The organism is Pseudomonas protegens (genome assembly GCF_013407925.2).
Lineage (GTDB): Bacteria > Pseudomonadota > Gammaproteobacteria > Pseudomonadales > Pseudomonadaceae > Aquipseudomonas > Aquipseudomonas fluorescens_AP.
The window spans coordinates 1854793-1876985 of record NZ_CP060201.1 but is presented as its reverse complement, the minus strand read 5'-3'; the positions used below and the strand labels follow the sequence as shown (position 1 = coordinate 1876985).

Sequence of the window (22193 nt, the reverse complement as noted above, 5' to 3'; positions counted from 1 at the left end):
AAGTAGATGAGCGCGCTCTATATGATTGTCGGCACCCTGGTAGCCCTGGGCGTGCTGGTCACCTTCCACGAATTCGGCCACTTCTGGGTCGCCCGCCGCTGTGGCGTCAAGGTACTGCGCTTCTCCGTGGGCTTCGGCATGCCGCTGCTGCGCTGGCACGATCGTCGTGGCACTGAGTTCGTGATCGCCGCCATTCCGCTGGGCGGTTACGTGAAAATGCTCGATGAGCGTGAAGGCGATGTGGCGGTCGAGGAGCTGGATCAATCCTTCAATCGCAAATCGGTTCGCCAGCGTATCGCCATTGTCGCCGCAGGTCCGATTGCCAATTTCCTCCTGGCGCTGGTGTTCTTCTGGGGCCTGGCGATGCTGGGCAGCCAACAGGTGCGGCCGGTTATCGGTGATGTCGAGGCGGGTAGTATCGCCGCGCAGGCCGGTCTTGCCGCCGGTCAGGAAATCATCGCTATCGATGGTGAACCGACCTCCGGCTGGGCTGCGGTCAATCTGCAGTTGGTGCGTCGTTTGGGTGAAAGTGGCGCTCTGCAGGTGTTGGTGCGCGAGCAGGGCGCGACTGCGGAGTCGCCCCGTCAACTGGTGTTGGACAAGTGGCTCAAGGGGGCTGATGAGCCGGACCCTATCCGTTCCCTGGGGATTCGCCCATGGCGGCCGGCGTTGCCGCCGGTGCTGGCTGAGCTGGACCCGAAAGGCCCGGCCCAGGCCGCGGGCCTGAAAAGTGGTGATCGTCTGCTGGCCCTTGATGGGCAGTCGCTCAATGACTGGCAGCAAGTGGTCGATTGGGTGCGGACGCATCCTGGCAGCAAGATTGTGCTGCAAGTGGAGCGCGATGGTGCTCGAGTCGAGATCCCGGTAACTTTGGCCAGTCGCGGCGAAAGCAAGGCGCCCAGCGGTTACCTTGGGGCCGGGGTGAAGGCGGTAGACTGGCCGCCGGAGATGCTCCGCGAGGTCAGTTACGGTCCGCTTGAGGCCATTGGCGAAGGGGCCCGGCGGACCTGGACCATGAGCGTCCTGACCCTGGAATCACTGAAGAAAATGTTGTTCGGCGAGCTCTCGGTAAAAAACTTGAGTGGACCGATAACCATTGCTAAAGTGGCGGGCGCTTCTGCCCAGTCGGGCATTGCTGATTTCTTGAATTTCCTTGCTTATCTGAGTATTAGCCTGGGTGTTCTGAATTTGTTGCCCATCCCGGTACTGGATGGGGGGCATTTGTTGTTTTATCTGATCGAGTGGGCGCGTGGTCGTCCCTTGTCGGATCGGGTGCAAGGTTGGGGGATACAGATCGGTATCAGCTTGGTGGTCGGAGTCATGCTGCTTGCTCTGGTCAACGATCTGGGTCGTCTGTAACGCTTCGCTGAATTGCGAATCTGCCGCATTTTGCGGCAGTTTGTTTATTGCCAGTTGGAATAAGAAAGGACTTCATGAAACGTCTGCTGCTAACTGCGGTTCTCACCGTATTGATGATCGCCGAAGTTCACGCCGAGTCCTTCACTATCTCCGATATCCGCGTCAACGGCCTTCAGCGCGTTTCCGCGGGTAGCGTCTTTGGTGCCTTGCCGTTGAACGTCGGCGAGCAGGCGGACGACCGTCGCCTGGTGGAATCCACTCGTGCGCTGTTCAAAACCGGTTTCTTTCAAGACATCCAGCTGGGCCGCGATGGCAACGTCCTGGTCATCACGGTAGTCGAACGGCCGTCGGTTGCCAGTATCGAGATCGAAGGCAACAAGGCGATCTCTACCGAAGACCTGATGAAGGGCCTGAAGCAGTCCGGCCTGGCCGAAGGCGAGATCTTCCAGCGTGCGACTCTCGAAGGCGTGCGTAACGAGCTGCAGCGTCAATATGTCGCCCAGGGTCGTTACTCGGCCACCGTTGAAACCGAAGTGGTGCCGCAACCACGCAACCGGGTTGGCTTGAAGGTCAAGATCAACGAAGGTACGGTCGCCGCCATTCAGCACATCAACGTGGTGGGCAACACGGTTTTCCCTGATGAAGACCTGATTGGCCTGTTCGAGCTCAAGACCACCAACTGGCTGTCGTTCTTCAAGAACGACGACAAATACGCTCGTGAAAAGCTGTCCGGTGACCTGGAGCGTCTGCGTTCCTATTACCTCGATCGCGGCTATATCAACATGGATATCGCTTCGACCCAGGTGTCCATCACCCCGGACAAGAAGCACGTCTACATCACTGTCAACGTCAACGAAGGCGAGAAGTACAGCGTTCGCGACGTCAAGCTCAGCGGCGACCTGAAGGTCCCTGAAGACCAGGTCAAGGCCCTGTTGCTGGTGGAGAAGGGGCAAGTCTTCTCGCGCAAGCTGATGACCACCACTTCCGAACTGATCACTCGTCGTCTCGGTAACGAGGGTTACACCTTCGCCAACGTCAACGGCGTGCCGCAGCCCCACGATGAAGATCACACCGTGGACATCACCTTCGTGGTGGATCCGGGCAAGCGTGCCTACGTCAACCGCATCAACTTCCGTGGCAACACCAAGTCCGAGGATGAAGTGCTGCGTCGTGAAATGCGTCAGATGGAAGGTGGCTGGGCTTCGACCTACCTGATCGACCAGTCCAAGACTCGTCTGGAGCGCCTGGGCTTCTTCAAGGAGGTCAACGTCGAGACTCCGGCCGTTCCGGGTGTCGATGACCAGGTTGACGTGAACTACGCGGTAGAAGAGCAAGCCTCCGGTTCGATCACCGCCAGCGTCGGTTTCGCCCAGAGTGCCGGTCTGATCCTCGGTGGTTCGATCACTCAGAACAACTTCCTGGGTACCGGTAACAAGGTCAGCATCGGCCTGACCCGCAGCGAGTACCAGAGCCGCTACAACTTCGGCTACGTTGACCCCTACTGGACCGCCGACGGCGTGAGCCTGGGCTACAACGCCTTCTATCGCACCACTGACTACAAAGACCTCGACGTCAACGTGGCCAGCTATGCGGTGGACAGCCTGGGTGCCGGTGTCAGCGTGGGTTACCCGATCAGTGAGACTTCGCGTCTGACCTTCGGCCTGACTGCGCAGCAGGACAAGATCAAGACTGGTCTGTACACCGTCGATGAGATTTTCGACTTCGTGAATCAACAGGGCAGCAACTACCTGAACTTCAAGGCGTCCGCCGGCTGGTCCGAATCGACCTTGAATAAAGGTGTGCTGGCCACCCGAGGCCACTCTCAGAGTTTGGTCTTGGAAGCCACAACCCCGGGTAGCGATCTTTCGTTCTTCAAGCTTGATTACCGTGGCCAGATGTTCCAGCCGCTGACTGAAAACTACACCATGCGCTTCCATACCGAGCTCGGCTACGGTGACGGCTATGGCTCAACCAATGGTTTGCCGTTCTACGAGAACTACTATGCTGGTGGTTTCAACTCGGTTCGTGGTTTCAAGGACAGCACTTTGGGTCCACGCAGTACCCCAAGTCGTGGTGCTGGTGTAACGGGCAACGTAGGCACTGCAGCCGACCCTGATCAGGATCCGCTGCCGTTCGGTGGTAACGTCTTGATCCAAGGTGGTGCTGAGCTGTTGTTCCCACTGCCATTCGTCAAAGATCAGCGTTCCCTGCGGACGTCGGTGTTCTGGGATGTGGGTAACGTGTTCGATTCCAAATGTTCGAACGTGAAAAATACCAACGGCGTTTCCTCCAACACGCAGTGCAATGACATCAGCCTCAGCAATCTGGCCAGCTCCGTGGGCGTCGGTGTGACTTGGGTTACGGCCTTGGGTCCACTGAGCTTCGCCCTGGCAATGCCAGTGAAGAAACCGAATAACGCTGAGACCCAGGTGTTCCAATTCTCCCTCGGTCAGACTTTCTAATAGCCTGACCCAAGATAACGACAATGGATTTTGTAGGAGTGCATCGTGCGTAAGTTGACTCAATTGGTTCTCCTGGCCTCCGTTCTGGTCGCGAGCCCGGCGTTTGCCGAAATGAAAATCGCCGTTCTGAACTATCAGATGGCACTGCTGGAATCCGATGCGGCGAAGAAGTACGCAGTGGATGCCGAGAAAAAGTTCGGTCCGCAACTGACCAAACTGAAAACCCTGGAAAGCAGCGCCAAGGGCATCCAGGATCGTCTGGTGGCCGGTGGCGACAAGATGCAGCAGGGCGAGCGTGAACGTCTGGAGCTTGAGTTCAAGCAAAAGGCTCGTGACTTCCAATTCCAGTCCAAGGAACTGAACGAAGCCAAGGCTGTTGCTGACCGCGAGATGCTCAAGCAACTGAAGCCGAAGCTGGACAGCGCAGTTGAAGAAGTCATCAAGAAAGGCGGTTTCGATCTGGTCTTCGAGCGTGGCGCAGTGATCGATGTCAAACCTCAGTACGACATCACTCGCCAAGTCATCGAGCGCATGAATCAGCTGAAGTAAGCCATGACCGCGATTATAAAACTCGGCCAGTTGGCCGAGTTCCTCGGCGCCACCTTGCGTGGCGACGCGGAGAAGGAAATCACTGGGCTAGCCACCTTGCAGGAGGCTGGCCCAGCTCAGTTGAGCTTTTTGGCAAACCCGCAATACCGCAAGTACCTGGTGGACTGCCAGGCCGGCGCGGTGTTGTTGAAAGCCGCTGATGCCGAAGCCTATGCCGGTGACGCATTGGTGGTGGCCGATCCTTACCTGTCTTACGCCCGTATTTCACATCTGTTCGACCCCAAGCCCAAAGCAGCGGCCGGCATTCACCCGTCTGCGGTGATTGCCGCTGATGCTCAGGTGGATCCAACAGCCAGCATCGGCCCGTTTGCGGTGATCGAAGGTGGTGCCCGCATCGGCGCCGGAGTGACCATCGGCGCTCATTGCTTTATCGGTGCCCGCTGCGAGATCGGCGAGGGCGGGTGGCTGGCTCCAAGGGTCACCCTGTACCACGACGTGCGCATCGGTAAACGAGTGGTTATCCAGTCGGGCGCGGTGCTGGGTGGCGAAGGTTTTGGTTTTGCCAACGAGAAAGGCGTCTGGCAGAAGATCGCGCAGATTGGCGGCGTGACCATCGGTGACGATGTCGAGATCGGCGTCAACACCGCCATCGACCGTGGTGCCCTGGCCGACACCGTCATCGGCAATGGCGTGAAACTCGATAACCAGATTCAGATCGCCCACAACGTTCAGGTCGGTGATCACACCGCCATGGCCGCTTGTGTGGGGATTTCCGGCAGCACCAAGATCGGCAAGCACTGTATGCTCGCCGGCGGTGTGGGCCTGGTCGGGCACATCGATATTTGTGACAACGTATTCCTCACTGGAATGACCATGGTGACTCACTCGATTACCGAGCCGGGTGCCTACTCTTCCGGTACAGCCATGCAACCTGCTGCCGAGTGGCGCAAGAGCGCTGCACGCATCCGTCAGCTCGATGATCTTGCGCGACGCCTGCGTCAGTTGGAAAAGCGCGTTGGGGGCGTGACCCCTGACGGCAATGCTTCATCAGATGGCTGATACCATTTCCATATTAAGTGTGCACAGCCGCTAGACGGCCTCCTTGATTTGCTAGAGGGGCGTGCGCTAGTCGCGCGCTCCCACTCTTTACTACAGGCTTCCCCCCGAAATGATGGACATCAACGAGATTCGCGAATACCTGCCTCACCGTTACCCTTTCCTGTTGGTGGATCGGGTAGTGGACCTGGATGTTGAGGGCAAGTGCATTCGTGCCTACAAGAATGTCAGCATCAACGAACCGTTCTTCAATGGTCACTTTCCTGCGCATCCGATCATGCCGGGCGTACTGATCATCGAAGCCATGGCTCAGGCTGCGGGCATTCTCGGTTTCAAGATGCTCGACGTGAAGCCAGCCGATGGCACCCTGTATTACTTCGTCGGCTCCGACAAGCTGCGCTTCCGCCAGCCAGTGCTGCCGGGCGACCAGCTGATTCTTGAAGCCAAGTTCATCAGCTGCAAGCGCCAGATCTGGAAGTTCGAGTGCCAGGCCTCGGTCGACGGCAAGCCGGTGTGCTCTGCTGAAATCATCTGTGCGGAACGCAAACTATGAGTTTGATTGACCCTCGCGCAATCATCGATCCGACGGCCGTCCTGGCCGACGACGTTGAGGTTGGCCCGTGGTCGATCATCGGCGCTGGTGTGGAAATCGGCGAGGGTACAGTGATCGGGCCCCATGTCATTCTCAAGGGCCCCACCCGGATCGGTAAGCACAACCGCATCTACCAGTTTTCTTCGGTAGGTGAGGACACCCCTGATCTGAAGTACAAAGGCGAGGAAACCCGCCTGGTCATCGGTGACCACAACGTGATCCGCGAAGGCGTGACCATTCACCGTGGCACCGTCCAGGACCGTTCCGAAACCACCCTGGGCGATCACAACCTGATCATGGCCTACGCCCACATCGGTCACGACAGCGTCATTGGCAACCACTGCATCCTGGTCAACAACACAGCGCTGGCCGGCCATGTACATGTCGACGACTGGGCGATTCTTTCCGGTTTTACCCTGGTGCATCAGTACTGCCATATCGGCGCCCACAGCTTCTCCGGCATGGGCACCGCCATCGGCAAGGATGTACCGGCGTTCGTCACGGTGTTCGGCAACCCGGCCGAAGCCCGCAGCATGAATTTCGAAGGCATGCGCCGTCGCGGCTTCAGCGAGGACGCGATCCATGCACTGCGGCGTGCCTACAAGGTGGTTTACCGCCAGGGGCTGACCGTGGATCAAGCCTTGGCCGAACTGGCCGAAGCGGCTGTGGAGTTCCCGGAAGTCGCGGTGTTTCGTGACTCGATCCAGTCTTCGACTCGCGGCATCACCCGTTAATCATGAACACTCTGCGTATTGCGCTGGTGGCTGGCGAAGCCTCCGGCGACATTCTCGGCGCCGGTCTGATGCGAGCCCTCAAGGCTCAGCACCCGGCTGTCGAATTCATTGGTGTCGGCGGTCCGTTGATGCAGGCCGAAGGTCTGACCTCGTACTTCCCCATGGAGCGCCTGGCGGTCATGGGGTTGGTCGAGGTGCTTGGGCGACTGCGTGAGCTGCTGGCGCGACGCAAGAAGCTGATCCAGACCCTGATTGCCGAAAAGCCGGATGTATTCATCGGTATCGATGCGCCGGATTTCACCCTGAATATCGAACTCAAGCTGCGTCAGGCCGGAATCAAGACCGTGCACTACGTCAGCCCGTCGGTCTGGGCCTGGCGCCAGAAGCGGGTGCTGAAGATTCGCGAAGGCTGCGACCTGATGCTCACGCTGTTTCCCTTCGAGGCTAGGTTCTACGAAGAGAAAGGCGTACCGGTGAAGTTCGTCGGCCACTCTCTGGCCGATGCCATTCCGCTGCAGGCGGACCGGGCGGCGGCGCGTGCCGAATTGGCCCTGCCGGACGGGCCTCTGGTGGCGCTGATGCCCGGCAGTCGTGGCGGTGAAGTGGGGCGCCTGGGGGCGTTGTTCCTGGATGCCGCACAGCGCTTGCGTGCCCTGCGCCCCGGTGTGCGCTTCATCATGCCGTGCGCCAGCCCGGAGCGTCGGGTCCAGCTTGAAGAGCTGCTGGCCAGTCGCGACCTGCCGCTGACCTTGCTCGATGGCCAGTCCCACAAGGCCCTGGCCGCCTGCGACGCGGTGCTGATCGCTTCGGGCACCGCGACCCTCGAAGCCTTGCTCTACAAGCGTCCAATGGTGGTGGCCTACCGTTTGGCGCCGCTGACCTTCTGGATTCTCAAACGCATGGTCAAGAGCCCCTACATTTCCCTGCCGAATCTGCTGGCCCAGCGCCTGCTGGTGCCGGAGCTGCTGCAGGATGACGCCACCGCCGAAGCCCTCGCGCAAACCTTGTCGCCGCTGATCGAAGGCGGGCAAGAGCAGACCCGCGGTTTTGACGAGATCCACCGAACCTTGCGCCGCGATGCGTCCAACCAGGCCGCGCAAGCGGTGCTTGAGCTGATCGGCAAATCACGATGAGTAACGCGAAGATGCAGATGGGCCTGGACTTCACCCTGGTGGCGGATGCCGAGGATCTGGTGGCCGGTGTCGATGAAGTCGGCCGTGGCCCCTTGTGCGGAGCCGTTGTCACCGCGGCGGTGATTCTCGACCCGAAACGGCCGATTCTTGGCCTCAATGATTCGAAGAAGCTCACCGAGGCCCGTCGCGAGAAGCTGTTCGACGAAATCTGCGAAAAAGCCCTGAGCTGGTGCATTGCCCGGGCTGAAGTCGAGGAAATCGACGAATTGAATATCCTCCACGCCACCATGTTGGCCATGCAGCGGGCGGTGGAGGGGCTGAGCGTGACCCCGAAGCTGGCGATGATCGATGGCAACCGCTGCCCCAAGCTGGCCATGCCGGCCGAGGCGGTGGTCAAGGGCGATAGCAAGGTTCCAGCGATTGCCGCGGCATCGATTCTGGCCAAGGTCAGCCGCGATCGGGAAATGGCCGCATTCGAACTGATCTACCCGGGCTACGGCATCGGTGGCCATAAGGGCTATCCGACGCCGGTGCACCTGGAAGCCCTGGCCCGCCTGGGGCCGACGCCGATTCACCGGCGCTCCTTCGCCCCGGTGCGACAAGCCTACGAGGCCCTTGAGGCGCGGGGCGAGATTCCGTCCTGAGGCTGATGTTTTAGTCGAGGCCCGGTACAATCCGGGCCTTGTTGTTTTCGCGCTTATTACAGGATCACTATGCCGGCTTCATTCGTTCACCTGCGCCTGCACACTGAGTACTCCCTGGTCGACGGCCTGGTGCGGATCAAGCCGCTGGTCAAAGCCCTGACCGGCATGGGCATGCCTGCGGTAGCGGTTACCGACCAGAACAACATGTGTTCCCTGGTTAAGTTCTACAAGGCCAGCATGGGCGCCGGGATCAAGCCGATCTGTGGTGCCGACCTGTGGCTGTCGAACAAGGACCCGGACAACGCCCTGAGCCGAATCAGCCTGTTGGTGATGAACGCCGTGGGCTATCGCAATCTGACCGAGCTGATTTCCCGCGGCTTTATCGATGGCCAGCGCAACGGCCAGATCATCATCGAGCGCGAATGGGTCGCGGAGGCCGCGGAAGGCCTGATCATGCTCTCGGCGGCCAAGGAGGGGGAGATCGGCATGGCGCTGATCGCCGGTGACCTGGAGGTCGCCGAGACCCTGGCCCGGGAGTGGATGGCGGTGTTCCCGGACCGTTTCTACCTGGAGGTGCAGCGCACCAACCGACCCAATGACGAAGAGCAACTGCACGCCGCCGTAGCCCTGGCCGACAAGATCGGTGCGCCGCTGGTGGCCACCAACGATGTGCGCTTCATCAAGCAGGAAGACTTCGAAGCCCATGAAACCCGGGTGTGCATCGGTGAAGGCCGGGCCCTGGACGATCCGCGCCGTTCGAAGAACTACAGCGACCAGCAGTACCTGAAAAGCGCCGAGGAAATGGCCGAGCTGTTCAGCGACCTGCCCGAGGCCTTGGAAAACACTGTCGAGATCGCCAAGCGTTGCAACATCGAGGTCAAGCTGGGCAAGCACTTCTTGCCCGACTACCCGATTCCCGATGGCATGACCATCGATGAGTACTTCCGCAAGGTTTCCTTCGACGGCCTGGAAGAGCGCCTCAGCGTGCTGCTGCCCAAGGACACCACCGAGGACTACGAGGCCAAGCGCCAGGTCTATGTCGACCGGCTGAATTTCGAGCTGGATATCATCATCCAGATGGGCTTCCCCGGTTACTTCCTGATCGTTATGGACTTTATCCAGTGGGCCAAGAATAACGGTGTGCCGGTAGGTCCGGGCCGGGGATCGGGTGCCGGTTCCCTGGTGGCCTATGTGCAGAAGATCACTGACCTCGACCCGCTGGAATACGACCTGCTGTTCGAACGTTTCCTTAACCCGGAACGGGTCTCCATGCCCGACTTCGACGTCGACTTCTGCATGGACGGTCGTGACCGGGTGATCGACTACGTGGCCGAGAAGTACGGCCGCAACGCGGTGAGCCAGATCATCACCTTCGGTTCCATGGCGGCCAAGGCGGTGGTGCGTGACGTGGCGCGGGTCCAGGGCAAGTCCTACGGCCTGGCCGACCGTCTGTCGAAGATGATCCCCTTCGAAGTCGGCATGACCCTGGAAAAAGCCTACGAGCAGGAAGAGATCCTGCGGGACTTCATCAAGGTCGATGAAGAGGCGGCGGAAATCTGGGAGATGGCGCGCAAGCTCGAGGGCGTGGTGCGTAACGTCGGCAAGCACGCCGGGGGCGTGGTGATCGCGCCGACCAAGCTCACTGACTTCTCGCCGATCTACTGCGACGAAGAAGGCGGCGGCCTGGTGACCCAGTTCGACAAGGATGACGTCGAGGCGGCGGGTCTGGTGAAGTTCGACTTCCTCGGTCTGCGGACCCTGACCATCATCGACTGGGCACTGAAAACCATTAACCGCGACCGCGCCAAGGTCGGCGAGGAACCGCTGGATATCGCCTTTATCCCGCTGGACGACAAGCCGACCTACAGCCTGTTGCAGAAAGCTGAAACCACCGCGGTGTTCCAGCTTGAATCCCGGGGCATGAAGGAGCTGATCAAGAAGCTCAAGCCCGACTGCCTGGAAGACCTGATCGCACTGGTGGCCCTGTTCCGTCCGGGGCCGCTGCAATCGGGCATGGTGGATGACTTCATCAACCGCAAGCACGGGCGCGCCGAACTGGCCTACCCGCACCCCGACTATCAGTACGATGGCCTGCGCCCGGTGCTGGCGCCGACCTACGGCATCATCCTGTATCAGGAACAGGTGATGCAGATCGCTCAGGTCATGGCCGGTTACACCCTCGGTGGTGCGGACATGCTGCGTCGGGCCATGGGTAAGAAAAAGCCCGAGGAAATGGCCAAGCAGCGTGGCGGTTTCATTGAGGGTTGCGCCAGCAACAACATCGACGCCGACCTGGCGGGCAACATCTTCGATCTGGTGGAAAAGTTCGCCGGTTACGGCTTCAACAAATCCCACTCCGCCGCCTACGGCCTGGTGTCCTACCAGACTGCCTGGCTCAAGGCGCACTACCCGGCGCCGTTCATGGCGGCGGTACTGTCTGCGGATATGCACAACACCGACAAGGTCGTGACCTTGATCGAGGAAGTGCGGACCATGAAGCTGCGCCTCGACGCACCGGATGTGAACACCTCCGAGTTCAAGTTCACGGTGAACGACGAAGGTCGCATCGTCTACGGCCTGGGAGCGATCAAGGGCGTCGGCGAGGGGCCGGTGGAAGCCATCACCGAAGCCCGCGAGGCAGGCCCTTTCAAGGATCTGTTCGATTTCTGCGCCAGGGTCGACCTCAAGCGCATCAACAAGCGGACCCTGGACGGCCTGATTCGCAGTGGCGCCCTGGACCGTCTCGGCCCGCACTTCTTCGACGAGCCCAAGGCCTACCAGGCCAACATCGACCAGAACCGCGCGGTGCTGCTGGCGGCCATGGAAGAGGCGATCAAGGCGGCAGAACAGACCGCCCGGACCCACGACAGTGGTCACGCCGACCTGTTCGGCGGAGTGTTTGTCGAGGAAGACGCGGACGTCTATGCCAACCACCGCAAGGCCAAGGAACTGACCCTCAAGGAGCGCCTGAAGGGCGAGAAAGATACCCTCGGGCTGTACCTGACCGGGCACCCGATCGATGAGTATGAAGGCGAGATCCGTCGCTTCGCCCGTCAGCGCATCATCGATCTGAAGCCGGCCCGGGATACCCAGACGGTGGCGGGCATGATCATTGCCCTGCGGGTGATGAAGAACAAGAAGGGCGACAAGATGGGCTTCATCACCCTCGATGACCGCTCAGGAAGGATCGAGGCCTCGCTGTTCGCCGATGCGTTCCATTCGGCGCAGTCGCTGTTGCAGACCGACGCCATGGTGGTGGTGGAAGGCGAGGTCAGCAACGACGACTTCTCCGGCGGCCTGCGCTTGCGGGTCAAGCGGGTGATGAGCATGGAAGATGCGCGGACCAACCTGGCGGAAAGCCTGCGCCTGAAAGTCCATAGCGATGCACTCAAGGGTGATCAGCTACGCTGGCTGGGCGAGCTGTTCAAGCGCCATCGCGGCGCGTGCCCGATCACCATGGAGTACAGCCGTCATGACGCCAAGGCCTTGCTGCAGTTTGGCGAGAACTGGCGGATCGACCCGGCGGACAGCTTGATTCAAGCCCTGCGTGACCAGTTCGGGCGAGACAACGTCTTCCTCCAATACCGTTGACGGTAAGGCGCCAGCATTGCGCCTTGTCGCCACTTGAATTTTTAATCTCGACCTCAACGCGCCCGTCCCTTAAGGTAGGGCGCGAATAGACAACCGGCCGGCCCAAGCCCCCTTGGACGTCGAGCCCAGACGGACGCCTATGAACCCGAATTTTCTTGATTTCGAACAGCCGATCGCCGACCTGCAAGCCAAGATCGAAGAGTTGCGCTTGGTCGGTAATGACAATTCGCTGAATATCGGCGATGAGATTTCCCGCCTGCAGGACAAGAGCAACACCCTGACCGAGGACATCTTCGGCAAGCTCACCAGCTGGCAGATCGCACGTCTGGCACGGCACCCGCGTCGTCCATACACCCTGGACTACATCCAGCACATCTTCACCGAGTTCGACGAGCTGCATGGCGATCGCCACTTCTCCGACGACGCAGCGATTGTCGGTGGGGTTGCCCGCCTGGACGAGCAGCCGGTGATGATCATCGGTCATCAGAAGGGCCGTGAAGTACGCGAGAAGGTCCGCCGCAACTTCGGCATGCCGCGTCCGGAAGGCTACCGCAAGGCCTGCCGCCTGATGGAAATGGCCGAGCGCTTCAAGATGCCGATCCTGACCTTCATCGACACACCGGGCGCCTATCCGGGCATCGACGCTGAAGAGCGCAACCAGAGCGAGGCCATTGCCTGGAACCTGCGGGTCATGGCACGCCTGAAAACCCCGATTATCGCCACCGTGATCGGTGAGGGTGGTTCCGGCGGCGCATTGGCCATCGGTGTCTGCGACCAGTTGAACATGCTGCAATATTCCACTTATGCGGTGATCTCGCCGGAAGGCTGCGCCTCGATCCTGTGGAAAACCTCGGAAAAGGCTGCCGATGCGGCCGAGGCCATGGGCATCACCGCCGAGCGTCTCAAAGGCCTGGGCATTGTCGACAAAGTCATCAGCGAGCCGTTGGGTGGCGCCCATCGTGATCCGGCGGCGGCTGCCGCTTCGATCCGCGCCGAGCTCAGCTCGCAGTTGGCGATGCTCAAGGAAATGGATAACGACACCTTGCTGGCCCGTCGTTATGACCGCCTCATGAGCTACGGTCTCTGATCGAGCAGCGCTTTCCCCGGTAGGGGCATGCTCGTTCGCGACCCAGGCGCCGCCATCGACTCGATGGCGGCGTCGTTGCTTATAGCGGGCAAGTGACTGCGCCACCCGGCCGCGCCTACAGGTCTTGATCGCTTCATGAACGCTCTCAGCGCCAAATTGCTGCACAGTCTGAGGCCTTGGCTCGATGCCAAGGTCTGGCGTGTCGCCTTCTCCGGTGGTCTTGACTCCACTGTCCTGCTGCACCTGCTTGCCCATCTGGCGCAACAGCAACCCTTGCCGAAACTGATGGCGGTGCATGTCCACCATGGGCTGCAAGAAGCGGCGGATGCCTGGCCGGATCATTGCCAGGCGATCTGCGATGCTCTGGGCGTACCCCTGCAAGTGATCCGGCTGCAGGTACGGGCCGCTGCCAGTCTTGAACAGGCTGCCCGCGAGGCTCGATACGGCGCATTTGCCGCGCTCACCGCGGCCCATGAACTGCTGCTGACGGCGCAGCATCGTGAGGATCAGGCCGAAACCCTGCTGTTTCGTCTGTTGCGCGGAGCTGGGGTCCGGGGCTTGTCGGCAATGCCGGCGTGCCGGTCTCTGGGGGGCGGGCAGTTATTGCGGCCTTTGCTTGGCGTGTCGCGTCAGGAGCTTGAGCGCTATGCCGCCGAGCAGGGCCTGAGTTGGGTCGAGGACCCTTCAAATGCCGATCATCAGTATTCGCGCAACTACCTGCGGCATCAGGTCATGCCCTTGTTGCAGGCGCGCTGGCCTCAGGCGGCGACCAGCATGAGCCGCAGTGCCGCGCACCTGAGGGAAGCCCAGGGCCTGCTCGACGAGCTGGCAGTGCAGGATCTGGCGGCGGCCCAGGGTGGCGACTGTTTTCCCTGGCTTGGCCTGCCGTCGCTGGCCCTTGCGCCGTTGCAGGCCTTGTCCCCGGCCCGCCAGCGCAACGCCCTGAGTCATTGGCTGGGTGGGTTTGGCCGTTTGCCCGATACCGATCATTGGCACGGGTGGGAGAACCTGCGCGATGCCGGCGCCGATGGGCGACCGCTGTGGCGCCTGGCCGATGGTGAACTGCATCGTGCGTGTGGGCGAATCTGGTGGCTGTCCGGTGCCTGGCTGCAGCCGGTGCAGGGGCCGGTTGAATGGCTGGATCCGACGCGCCCATTGCGCTTGCCGGGCAATGGCGAGGTGTTTTTCAGCGCAAGGGCACCCCAGGGGCCGTTGCACATAGGCTACCGACAGGGAGGGGAGGTCATGCAGGTGGCAGGACGCGGCCATCGTGACCTCAAGCGTCTGCTCAACGAAGCCGGGCTCCCGGGGTTCGTCCGTGGCAGATTGCCGCTGTTGTATCAGGGGCAGCGGCTGCTGGCGCTGGCGAACCTGCCTGGGCCCGGCGCGGAACCTCCGACAGGCTGGCAATTGCATTGGCGACCACTGACCAGCGATCAAGGTTTGAGCTGAAAGGGGCTTTCCGGTAGACTACGCTCCCTTCTTGATACAACTTCTGTGGATTCGCCTGAATTGCAGGAGTTGCCGATTACCAAGCAGTCTTTGCTGGGCGATTCCAAAAAATGTGTAGCGAGCAACCTACCGGTGTTTTTGCATCCGGTCTGTCACCACGCGGCGGTTTTTTTGAAAGGTGCACTGTGATTAATGCAGGTGATCGGGGGCTTCGGCCTTCCTTCGCTTTCCCCGGCGGCACTGACCGCTTTAACGCAGACTTCTAGGGTTTTTCATGACGCGCTACATATTCGTCACGGGCGGTGTTGTTTCTTCATTGGGGAAAGGCATTGCCTCGGCTTCATTGGCGGCCATCCTGGAGGCGCGGGGGCTTAAGGTCACCATGCTCAAGCTGGACCCGTACATCAACGTCGACCCGGGCACCATGAGCCCGTTCCAGCACGGTGAAGTGTTCGTCACCCACGACGGCGCCGAGACCGACCTGGACCTGGGCCACTACGAGCGGTTCATCCGCACGACCATGACCCAGAACAACAACTTCACCACTGGCCGCGTATACGAGCACGTACTGCGCAAGGAGCGCCGTGGTGATTACCTGGGCGCCACCATCCAGGTGATTCCGCACATCACCGACGAGATCAAGCGTCGCATCATCAAGGGCGCTGGCGATGCCGACGTGGCCCTGGTGGAAATCGGCGGTACCGTGGGCGACATCGAGTCGCAACCGTTCCTCGAAGCCATCCGCCAGCTGCGTGTGGAAGTCGGTTCCAAGCGCGCGATGCTGATGCACCTGACCCTGGTTCCGTACATCGCCACCGCTGGCGAGACCAAGACCAAGCCGACCCAGCACTCGGTAAAAGAGCTGCGTTCGATCGGCCTGCAGCCTGACGTGCTGATCTGCCGCTCCGACCATCCGGTGGATGTGTCCTCGCGTCGCAAGATCGCCCTGTTCACCAACGTTGAAGAACGTGCGGTGATCTCCCTGGAAGACGTCGACACCATCTACAAGATCCCGGCCGTGCTGCACGCCCAGGGCCTGGACGATTTCGTCGTCGAGCGTTTCGGCCTGCAATGCAACGGCGCCGACCTGTCCGAGTGGGAAAAGGTGGTGGACGCCAAGCTCAACCCTGAGCACGAAGTCACCATCGCCATGGTCGGCAAGTACATGGAGCTGCTGGACGCCTACAAGTCGCTGATCGAAGCGATGAGTCACGCCGGCATCACCAACCGCACCAAGGTCAACCTGCGCTACATCGACTCCGAAGATATCGAGAACCAGGGCACCGCGCTGCTGGAAGGTGTCGACGCGATCCTGGTTCCAGGCGGCTTCGGTCTGCGTGGCGTGGAAGGCAAGATCACCGCGGTGCAATACGCTCGCGAGAACAAGGTGCCGTACCTGGGTATCTGCCTGGGCATGCAAGTGGCGGTCATCGAGTTCGCCCGTAACGTCATGGGCTGGAAAGATGCCAACTCCACCGAGTTCGATCGCGCCAGCGGCCACCCGGTCGTCGGCCTGATCACCGAGTGGGAAGACGCGACCGGCGCTGTTGAAGTGCGTAACGAAGCGTCCGACCTGGGCGGCACCATGCGCCTGGGCGCTCAGGAATGCTTGCTGGAAGCGGGCTCCAAGGTCCACGACTGCTACGCCAAGGACGTGATCGTCGAGCGTCACCGTCACCGTTACGAAGTGAACAACAAGCTGCTGCCTCAGCTGATCGAGGCGGGGCTGAAGATTTCCGGTCGCTCGGGCGACGGCGCCCTGGTAGAAGTGGTTGAGGCTGCGGATCATCCGTGGTTCGTCGCTTGCCAGTTCCACCCGGAGTTCACCTCGACGCCACGTGACGGTCACCCACTGTTCAGCGGTTTCGTCAAAGCAGCATTGGCTCAACACCAGAAGAAGGCGTGAACCTGATGGCGCAGAAGATCATCCGCGTAGGCAACATCGAGATCGCCAACGACAAGCCTATGGTGCTGTTCGGCGGCATGAACGTGCTGGAAAGCCGCGACATGGCGATGCAGGTCTGTGAAGAGTACGTGCGGGTGACCGAGAAGCTCGGTATCCCCTACGTGTTCAAGGCCAGTTTCGACAAGGCCAATCGTTCGTCGGTGACCTCCTACCGTGGCCCGGGCCTGGAAGAGGGCATGCGGATTTTCGAAGACGTGAAGCAGGCCTTCGGCGTGCCGATCATCACCGACGTCCACGAACCGGCCCAGGCCGCCGTGGTCGCCGAAGTCTGCGACATCATCCAGTTGCCGGCGTTTCTCTCGCGGCAGACCGACCTGGTGGTGGCCATGGCCAAGACCGGCGCGGTGATCAATATCAAGAAGGCCCAGTTCCTCGCGCCCCAGGAAATGAAACACATCCTGAGCAAGTGCGAAGAGGCGGGCAACGATCAGTTGATCCTCTGCGAACGCGGTTCCAGCTTCGGCTACAACAACCTGGTAGTGGACATGCTCGGCTTCGGCATCATGAAGCAGTTCGAATACCCGGTGTTCTTCGACGTCACCCATGCCCTGCAGATGCCGGGCGGTCGCGCAGACTCCGCAGGTGGTCGCCGGGCCCAGGTCACCGACCTGGCCAAGGCTGGCATGAGCCAGTCCCTGGCCGGGCTGTTCCTGGAAGCCCATCCGGATCCCGACCACGCCAAGTGCGACGGCCCTTGCGCCCTGCGTCTGGACAAGCTTGAGCCGTTCCTGGCTCAGCTCAAGGCTCTGGACGAACTGGTCAAGAGTTTTCCGACGGTAGAAACCGCGTAAAACCGATTTCTCCGGTAAAGTACCGCACGATTATTGCTCAGGCCCCCGGGCCTGAGCCTTATCGTCTGCAAGACTGCCCGCTTCCCCCGCCTTGCCGACGGTAAAAGATTTCCTACAGCTGCGTCGTTTTCGTCAACTTTGGAGTGTTTACAACAATGGCAAAAATCGTCGACATCAAAGGTCGTGAAGTTCTCGACTCCCGTGGCAACCCCACTGTCGAAGCGGACGTGCTTCTCGACAACGGCATCATCGGCAGTGCTTGCGCGCCGTCCGGTGCCTCCACCGGCTCGCGCGAAGCGCTGGAGCTGCGTGATGGCGACAAGAGCCGTTACCTGGGCAAGGGCGTGCTCAAGGCGGTAGCCAACATCAACGGTCCGATCCGCGACCTGTTGCTGGGTAAAGACCCGATCGACCAGAAGGCGCTGGATCACGCGATGATCGCCCTGGACGGTACCGAGAACAAAGCGTCCCTGGGCGCCAACGCCATCCTCGCCGTGTCCCTGGCCGCGGCCAAGGCTGCCGCCCAGGACCAGGACCTGCCGCTGTACGCCCACATCGCCAACCTCAACGGCACCCCAGGCGTCTACTCGATGCCGGTGCCGATGATGAACATCATCAACGGTGGCGAGCACGCCGATAACAACGTCGACATCCAGGAGTTCATGGTGCAGCCGGTTGGCGCCAAGTCCTTCTCGGAAGGTCTGCGCATGGGCACCGAGATTTTCCATCACCTCAAAGCCGTGCTGAAGGCCCGTGGCCTGAACACTGCTGTGGGCGACGAAGGTGGTTTCGCGCCGAACCTGGCTTCCAACGAAGACGCGCTGAAAGTCATCTCCGAAGCGGTGGCCAACGCCGGTTACACCCTGGGCACCGACGTGACCCTGGCTCTGGACTGCGCCGCCAGCGAATTCTACGAAGACGGTAAGTACAACCTGTCCGGCGAAGGCCAAGTGTTCACCGCCGAAGGTTTCGCCGAGTACCTCAAAGGCCTGACTCAGCGCTACCCGATCATCTCCATCGAAGACGGCCTGGACGAGTCCGACTGGGCGGGCTGGAAGATCCTCACCGACAAGATCGGCGACAAAGTGCAACTGGTCGGTGACGACCTGTTCGTGACCAACACCAAGATCCTGAAAGAAGGCATCGACAAGAAGATCGCCAACTCGATCCTGATCAAGTTCAACCAGATCGGCACCCTGACCGAAACCCTGGAAGCCATTCAGATGGCCAAGGCTGCCGGTTACACCGCGGTGATCTCGCACCGTTCCGGCGAAACCGAAGATTCGACCATCGCCGACCTGGCCGTGGGCACCTCGGCTGGCCAGATCAAGACCGGCTCCCTGTGCCGTTCCGACCGCGTATCCAAGTACAACCAATTGCTGCGTATCGAAGAGCAATTGAACGGCAAGGCCAAGTACAACGGTCGCGGCGAGTTTCGCGGCTAAGCCGTAGATGGTAAAAAGACACCGGATTGTGTCGGGAAAATCGCTACAGCGAGTTTTTTGCCACTAATCTGATGCCTTAAGAGCACAAGCCTGGTTCTTCCAGGCTTCGTGCTATCAGTAGGTCCGAAGTTGTTGGCATGGCTGTCTTTTTTCACTGGATACCCGATATTCGATGCGCAGTCCCAATTGGTTGTTCCTGGTCTTGCTCTTGCTGCTGGCCGGCTTGCAGTACCGCCTGTGGGTGGGGAACGGCAGCTTGGCCCAGGTAGCTGACCTGACTCAGCAGATTGCCGACCAGCACGCTGAAAACGAGCGTTTGCTGGAGCGAAATCGCGTACTCGATGCGGAAGTCATGGAGTTGAAGAAGGGCATGGAGACCGTTGAAGAGCGGGCTCGCCATGAGCTGGGCATGGTCAAGGAGGGTGAAACCCTCTACCAGTTGGCCCAATGAGCATTAGGCTGCCGGCCTTCTGGGCCGTGATTCCTGCCGCGGGCGTCGGTGCCCGCATGGCCGCGGACCGTCCCAAGCAGTACCTGCAACTGGGCGGACGCACAATTCTCGAACACAGCCTCGGCTGTTTTCTCGACCATCCAGGCCTCAAGGGGCTGGTGGTCAGTCTGGCGCTGGACGATCCTTACTGGCCGACCCTGGCCTGCGCCCATGATTCGCGGATTCAGCGGGTCGAAGGTGGCGCCGAGCGCTCCGGTTCGGTGCTCAATGCCCTGCTTCATCTGCATGCCCAAGGCGCGGCCGATGAGGACTGGGTGCTGGTTCACGATGCCGCACGCCCCAATCTTTCCCGAGATGACCTGGACAAGCTGCTGAGTGAATTGGCGCACGACCCAGTGGGCGGGCTGCTGGCGGTGCCGGCCCGGGACACCCTGAAGCGGATCGACAAGCACGGAAGGGTTCTGGAAACCGTGGATCGCAGCCTGATCTGGCAGGCCTACACGCCGCAGATGTTCCGGCTTGGCGCGCTGCATCGCGCCCTGGCCGACAGCCTGGTGGCTGATGTGGCAATCACCGATGAGGCTTCGGCAATGGAATGGGCCGGGCAGGCGCCACGCCTGATCGAAGGCCGTTCCGACAACCTCAAGGTCACTCGTCCCGAGGATCTTGAGTGGCTGCGCCAGCGTTGGTCCAACCGCCGCTGATCGCGGGCAGCGGCTACATATCGCGGTATTCCGGGCGTTCGGCCAAGCCGTGCTTGAGATAATCCACCAGCTTGCGCACTTTCGGCGACAGATGCCGTTGCTGGGGATAGAGCGCCCAGACTGCGGTGTTGGGCGGCTGGTGAGCTTCCAGCAAGGAAACCAGCGTACCGTCCTGCAGGTGCTCCAGAACGTAGTAGTCCGGCAGTTGGCAGAGCCCAACGCCTTGTAACGCCGCGTCCAGCACTGCCTGTCCGCTATTGCAGCGCCAGTTGCCCAGCACCCTTTGCGAAAATTCGCGCCCATCGACTTCCAGCTGCCAGATATCCGAGCTGCCGATCAGGCAATTGTGCCGGCTCAATTCCGACAGGCTGTGAGGGCGGCCATAGCGTTCCAGATAGGACGGCGATGCACATAGATACATGCGCCGTGGCGCCAGGCGAGTGGCGACCAGGCGAGAGTCCTGCAGGCGTCCCAGGCGAATGGCCAGGTCGAGCCCCTCGTGCACCAGGTCCAGGGGACGGTTGCTCAGTTCGATGTCCACCCGCAGCTGCGGGTAGAGGCCCATGAAACGCGTGACCAGTGGCACGATAAAACGCTCGCCATAGGCCACTGCGCAAGTCATGCGCAGCATGCCCTTGGGCTCGCTGGTCAGGTCCCCCACGGCCCGCAGCGCTTCCTCGCGCCCGTCCTGCAAGCGTTGGCAATGCTGGAGAAAGGTCTGCCCGGCCTCGGTCAGGGTCACCCGGCGGGTACTGCGATACAGCAGGCGGGTCTGCAAGCGCTCTTCGAGGCGCACCACCTGGCGGCTGATATGAGAAGAGGACACCCCCAGGCGTTCGGCAGCGGCAGTGAACTGGCTGCATTCGGCGACCGCGACGAATTCGTCGATGCCTTCCCAACGGTTTTCGCTCATTGATTATCCCTGTATGGCAATAATGTTTTGCTTTTGCCTGGATTATTCATCGCCTTGCGCTGTTTTACACTCACGGCCTCGTTTTTATTCGCTGGAGAGTCAGGATGATCAAGTCACGTGCTGCCGTAGCCTTCGAGGCCAAGAAGCCCCTGGAAATCGTCGAAGTGGATGTCGCCATGCCCAAGGCCGGCGAAGTACTGCTGCGGGTTGTCGCTTCCGGCGTCTGCCACACCGACGCCTACACCCTGTCCGGCGCCGACCCGGAAGGCATCTTTCCGGCGATCCTCGGCCACGAAGGTGGTGCAGTTGTAGAAGCAGTGGGCGAGGGCGTGACCTCTGTAGCAGTGGGCGATCATGTGATCCCGCTGTACACCCCGGAATGCGGCAAGTGCAAATTCTGCCTGTCGGGCAAGACCAACCTCTGTCAGGCTATTCGCGCAACCCAGGGCAAAGGCTTGATGCCGGATGGCACCACGCGCTTTTCCTACAAGGGCCAGCCCATTTTCCACTACATGGGCACCTCGACATTCTCCGAGTACACCGTGCTGCCGGAAATCTCCGTGGCCAAGATCCCCAAGGAAGCGCCTCTGGAGAAGGTCTGCCTGCTGGGTTGCGGCGTGACCACGGGCATTGGCGCGGTGATCAACACCGCCAAGGTCAAGGCCGGTGACACCGTGGCCATCTTCGGCCTGGGCGGTATTGGCCTGTCGGCGGTAATCGGTGCGGTCAAGGCCAAGGCCGGGCGCATCATCGCCATTGATATCAACCCGGCCAAGTTCGAGATCGCCAAGCAACTGGGCGCTACCGATTGCGTCAACCCCAAGGATTTCGATCGTCCGATCCAGGAGGTCATTGTCGACATGACCGACGGCGGCGTGGATTTCTCCTTCGAATGCATCGGCAACGTGCAGCTGATGCGCGCCGCGCTGGAGTGCTGCCACAAGGGCTGGGGCGAGTCGGTGATCATCGGTGTGGCCGGTGCCGGCCAGGAAATTTCGACCCGTCCCTTCCAGTTGGTGACTGGCCGGGTATGGCGTGGTTCGGCTTTCGGTGGCGTGCGCGGCCGCAGCGAACTGCCAAGCTACGTGGAAATGTCCCAGACCGGCGAAATCCCGCTGGATACCTTCATTACCCACACCATGGGCCTGGAAGACATCAACAAGGCATTCGACCTGATGCACGAAGGCAAGAGCATTCGTTCGGTCATTCATTTCTAAGAGCAGCGGCAAGCGGCAAGTTGCCAGCTCCAAGGGGGGATGCCCAC

At 60.7% G+C, this 22193-nt stretch carries 18 protein-coding genes; 17 read left to right on the top strand and 1 reads right to left on the bottom strand.

Annotated elements, in window-relative coordinates; all coding sequences use genetic code 11:
- Positions 1 to 6 precede the first annotated feature (6 nt).
- The 16 genes from rseP to ispD all read left to right on the top strand — a co-directional run bounded on the left by rseP (position 7) and on the right by ispD (position 20016).
- Complete coding sequence (rseP, locus tag GGI48_RS08885; RefSeq protein WP_179597897.1) at positions 7 to 1359, top strand: sigma E protease regulator RseP; 1353 nt, start codon at positions 7 to 9, stop codon at positions 1357 to 1359.
- A gap of 74 nt (positions 1360 to 1433) precedes the next feature.
- Positions 1434 to 3821: an outer membrane protein assembly factor BamA gene (bamA, locus tag GGI48_RS08880; RefSeq protein WP_179597895.1), complete on the top strand. Its 2388-nt coding sequence runs from the start codon at positions 1434 to 1436 to the stop codon at positions 3819 to 3821.
- Between the two features lie 45 nt (positions 3822 to 3866).
- The gene (locus GGI48_RS08875) at positions 3867 to 4370 is read left to right on the top strand and encodes an OmpH family outer membrane protein (RefSeq protein ID WP_016964695.1); all 504 of its coding nucleotides are present in this window, start codon (positions 3867 to 3869) and stop codon (positions 4368 to 4370) included.
- A 3-nt stretch (positions 4371 to 4373) separates the two neighbouring features.
- On the top strand, positions 4374 to 5429 hold the full coding sequence (lpxD, locus tag GGI48_RS08870) for a UDP-3-O-(3-hydroxymyristoyl)glucosamine N-acyltransferase (RefSeq protein WP_016964694.1): 1056 nt from the start codon (positions 4374 to 4376) through the stop codon (positions 5427 to 5429).
- A 109-nt stretch (positions 5430 to 5538) separates the two neighbouring features.
- Complete coding sequence (gene fabZ, locus GGI48_RS08865; protein ID WP_007924058.1) at positions 5539 to 5979, top strand: 3-hydroxyacyl-ACP dehydratase FabZ; 441 nt, start codon at positions 5539 to 5541, stop codon at positions 5977 to 5979.
- A complete protein-coding gene (gene lpxA, locus GGI48_RS08860; RefSeq protein ID WP_047302052.1) occupies positions 5976 to 6752 on the top strand; it encodes an acyl-ACP--UDP-N-acetylglucosamine O-acyltransferase in 777 nt (258 codons plus the stop codon). The genes fabZ and lpxA overlap by 4 nt, the downstream gene beginning before the upstream one ends.
- Before the next feature lie 2 nt (positions 6753 to 6754).
- The gene (gene lpxB, locus GGI48_RS08855) at positions 6755 to 7885 is read left to right on the top strand and encodes a lipid-A-disaccharide synthase (RefSeq protein ID WP_016964692.1); all 1131 of its coding nucleotides are present in this window, start codon (positions 6755 to 6757) and stop codon (positions 7883 to 7885) included.
- A gap of 11 nt (positions 7886 to 7896) precedes the next feature.
- The gene (gene rnhB / locus GGI48_RS08850; RefSeq protein ID WP_060837769.1) at positions 7897 to 8529 is read left to right on the top strand and encodes a ribonuclease HII; all 633 of its coding nucleotides are present in this window, start codon (positions 7897 to 7899) and stop codon (positions 8527 to 8529) included.
- A 69-nt stretch (positions 8530 to 8598) separates the two neighbouring features.
- On the top strand, positions 8599 to 12120 hold the full coding sequence (gene dnaE, locus GGI48_RS08845) for a DNA polymerase III subunit alpha (protein WP_016964690.1): 3522 nt from the start codon (positions 8599 to 8601) through the stop codon (positions 12118 to 12120).
- Positions 12121 to 12259: 139 nt separating this feature from the next.
- The gene (locus GGI48_RS08840) at positions 12260 to 13207 is read left to right on the top strand and encodes an acetyl-CoA carboxylase carboxyltransferase subunit alpha (RefSeq protein ID WP_016964689.1); all 948 of its coding nucleotides are present in this window, start codon (positions 12260 to 12262) and stop codon (positions 13205 to 13207) included.
- Between the two features lie 135 nt (positions 13208 to 13342).
- Positions 13343 to 14659, top strand: a complete 1317-nt coding sequence (gene tilS, locus GGI48_RS08835) for a tRNA lysidine(34) synthetase TilS (protein WP_179597893.1) — start codon at positions 13343 to 13345, stop codon at positions 14657 to 14659.
- A 274-nt stretch (positions 14660 to 14933) separates the two neighbouring features.
- Positions 14934 to 16565 (top strand): CTP synthase, encoded by a 1632-nt coding sequence (locus tag GGI48_RS08830; protein WP_016964687.1) that lies wholly within the window; start codon positions 14934 to 14936, stop codon positions 16563 to 16565.
- Positions 16566 to 16570: 5 nt separating this feature from the next.
- The gene (gene kdsA, locus GGI48_RS08825) at positions 16571 to 17416 is read left to right on the top strand and encodes a 3-deoxy-8-phosphooctulonate synthase (protein WP_042940934.1); all 846 of its coding nucleotides are present in this window, start codon (positions 16571 to 16573) and stop codon (positions 17414 to 17416) included.
- Positions 17417 to 17571: 155 nt separating this feature from the next.
- On the top strand, positions 17572 to 18861 hold the full coding sequence (gene eno, locus GGI48_RS08820) for a phosphopyruvate hydratase (protein ID WP_060837772.1): 1290 nt from the start codon (positions 17572 to 17574) through the stop codon (positions 18859 to 18861).
- A 172-nt stretch (positions 18862 to 19033) separates the two neighbouring features.
- Entirely contained in the window at positions 19034 to 19312 is a 279-nt protein-coding gene (gene ftsB / locus GGI48_RS08815; protein WP_011059544.1) for a cell division protein FtsB, read from the top strand.
- Positions 19309 to 20016 carry a 2-C-methyl-D-erythritol 4-phosphate cytidylyltransferase gene (ispD, locus tag GGI48_RS08810; RefSeq protein WP_016964684.1) on the top strand — a complete coding sequence of 236 codons (708 nt, stop codon included), beginning with the start codon at positions 19309 to 19311 and terminating at the stop codon, positions 20014 to 20016. The genes ftsB and ispD overlap by 4 nt, the downstream gene beginning before the upstream one ends.
- Before the next feature lie 13 nt (positions 20017 to 20029).
- On the opposite strand, the gene GGI48_RS08805 is transcribed toward ispD, so the two are convergent.
- Positions 20030 to 20929 (bottom strand): LysR substrate-binding domain-containing protein, encoded by a 900-nt coding sequence (locus GGI48_RS08805; protein ID WP_179597891.1) that lies wholly within the window; start codon positions 20927 to 20929, stop codon positions 20030 to 20032.
- 104 nt (positions 20930 to 21033) lie between these two features.
- On the opposite strand from GGI48_RS08805, the gene GGI48_RS08800 reads away from it, so the two are divergent.
- The gene (locus GGI48_RS08800) at positions 21034 to 22146 is read left to right on the top strand and encodes an S-(hydroxymethyl)glutathione dehydrogenase/class III alcohol dehydrogenase (protein ID WP_011059547.1); all 1113 of its coding nucleotides are present in this window, start codon (positions 21034 to 21036) and stop codon (positions 22144 to 22146) included.
- Positions 22147 to 22193: the final 47 nt, after the last annotated feature.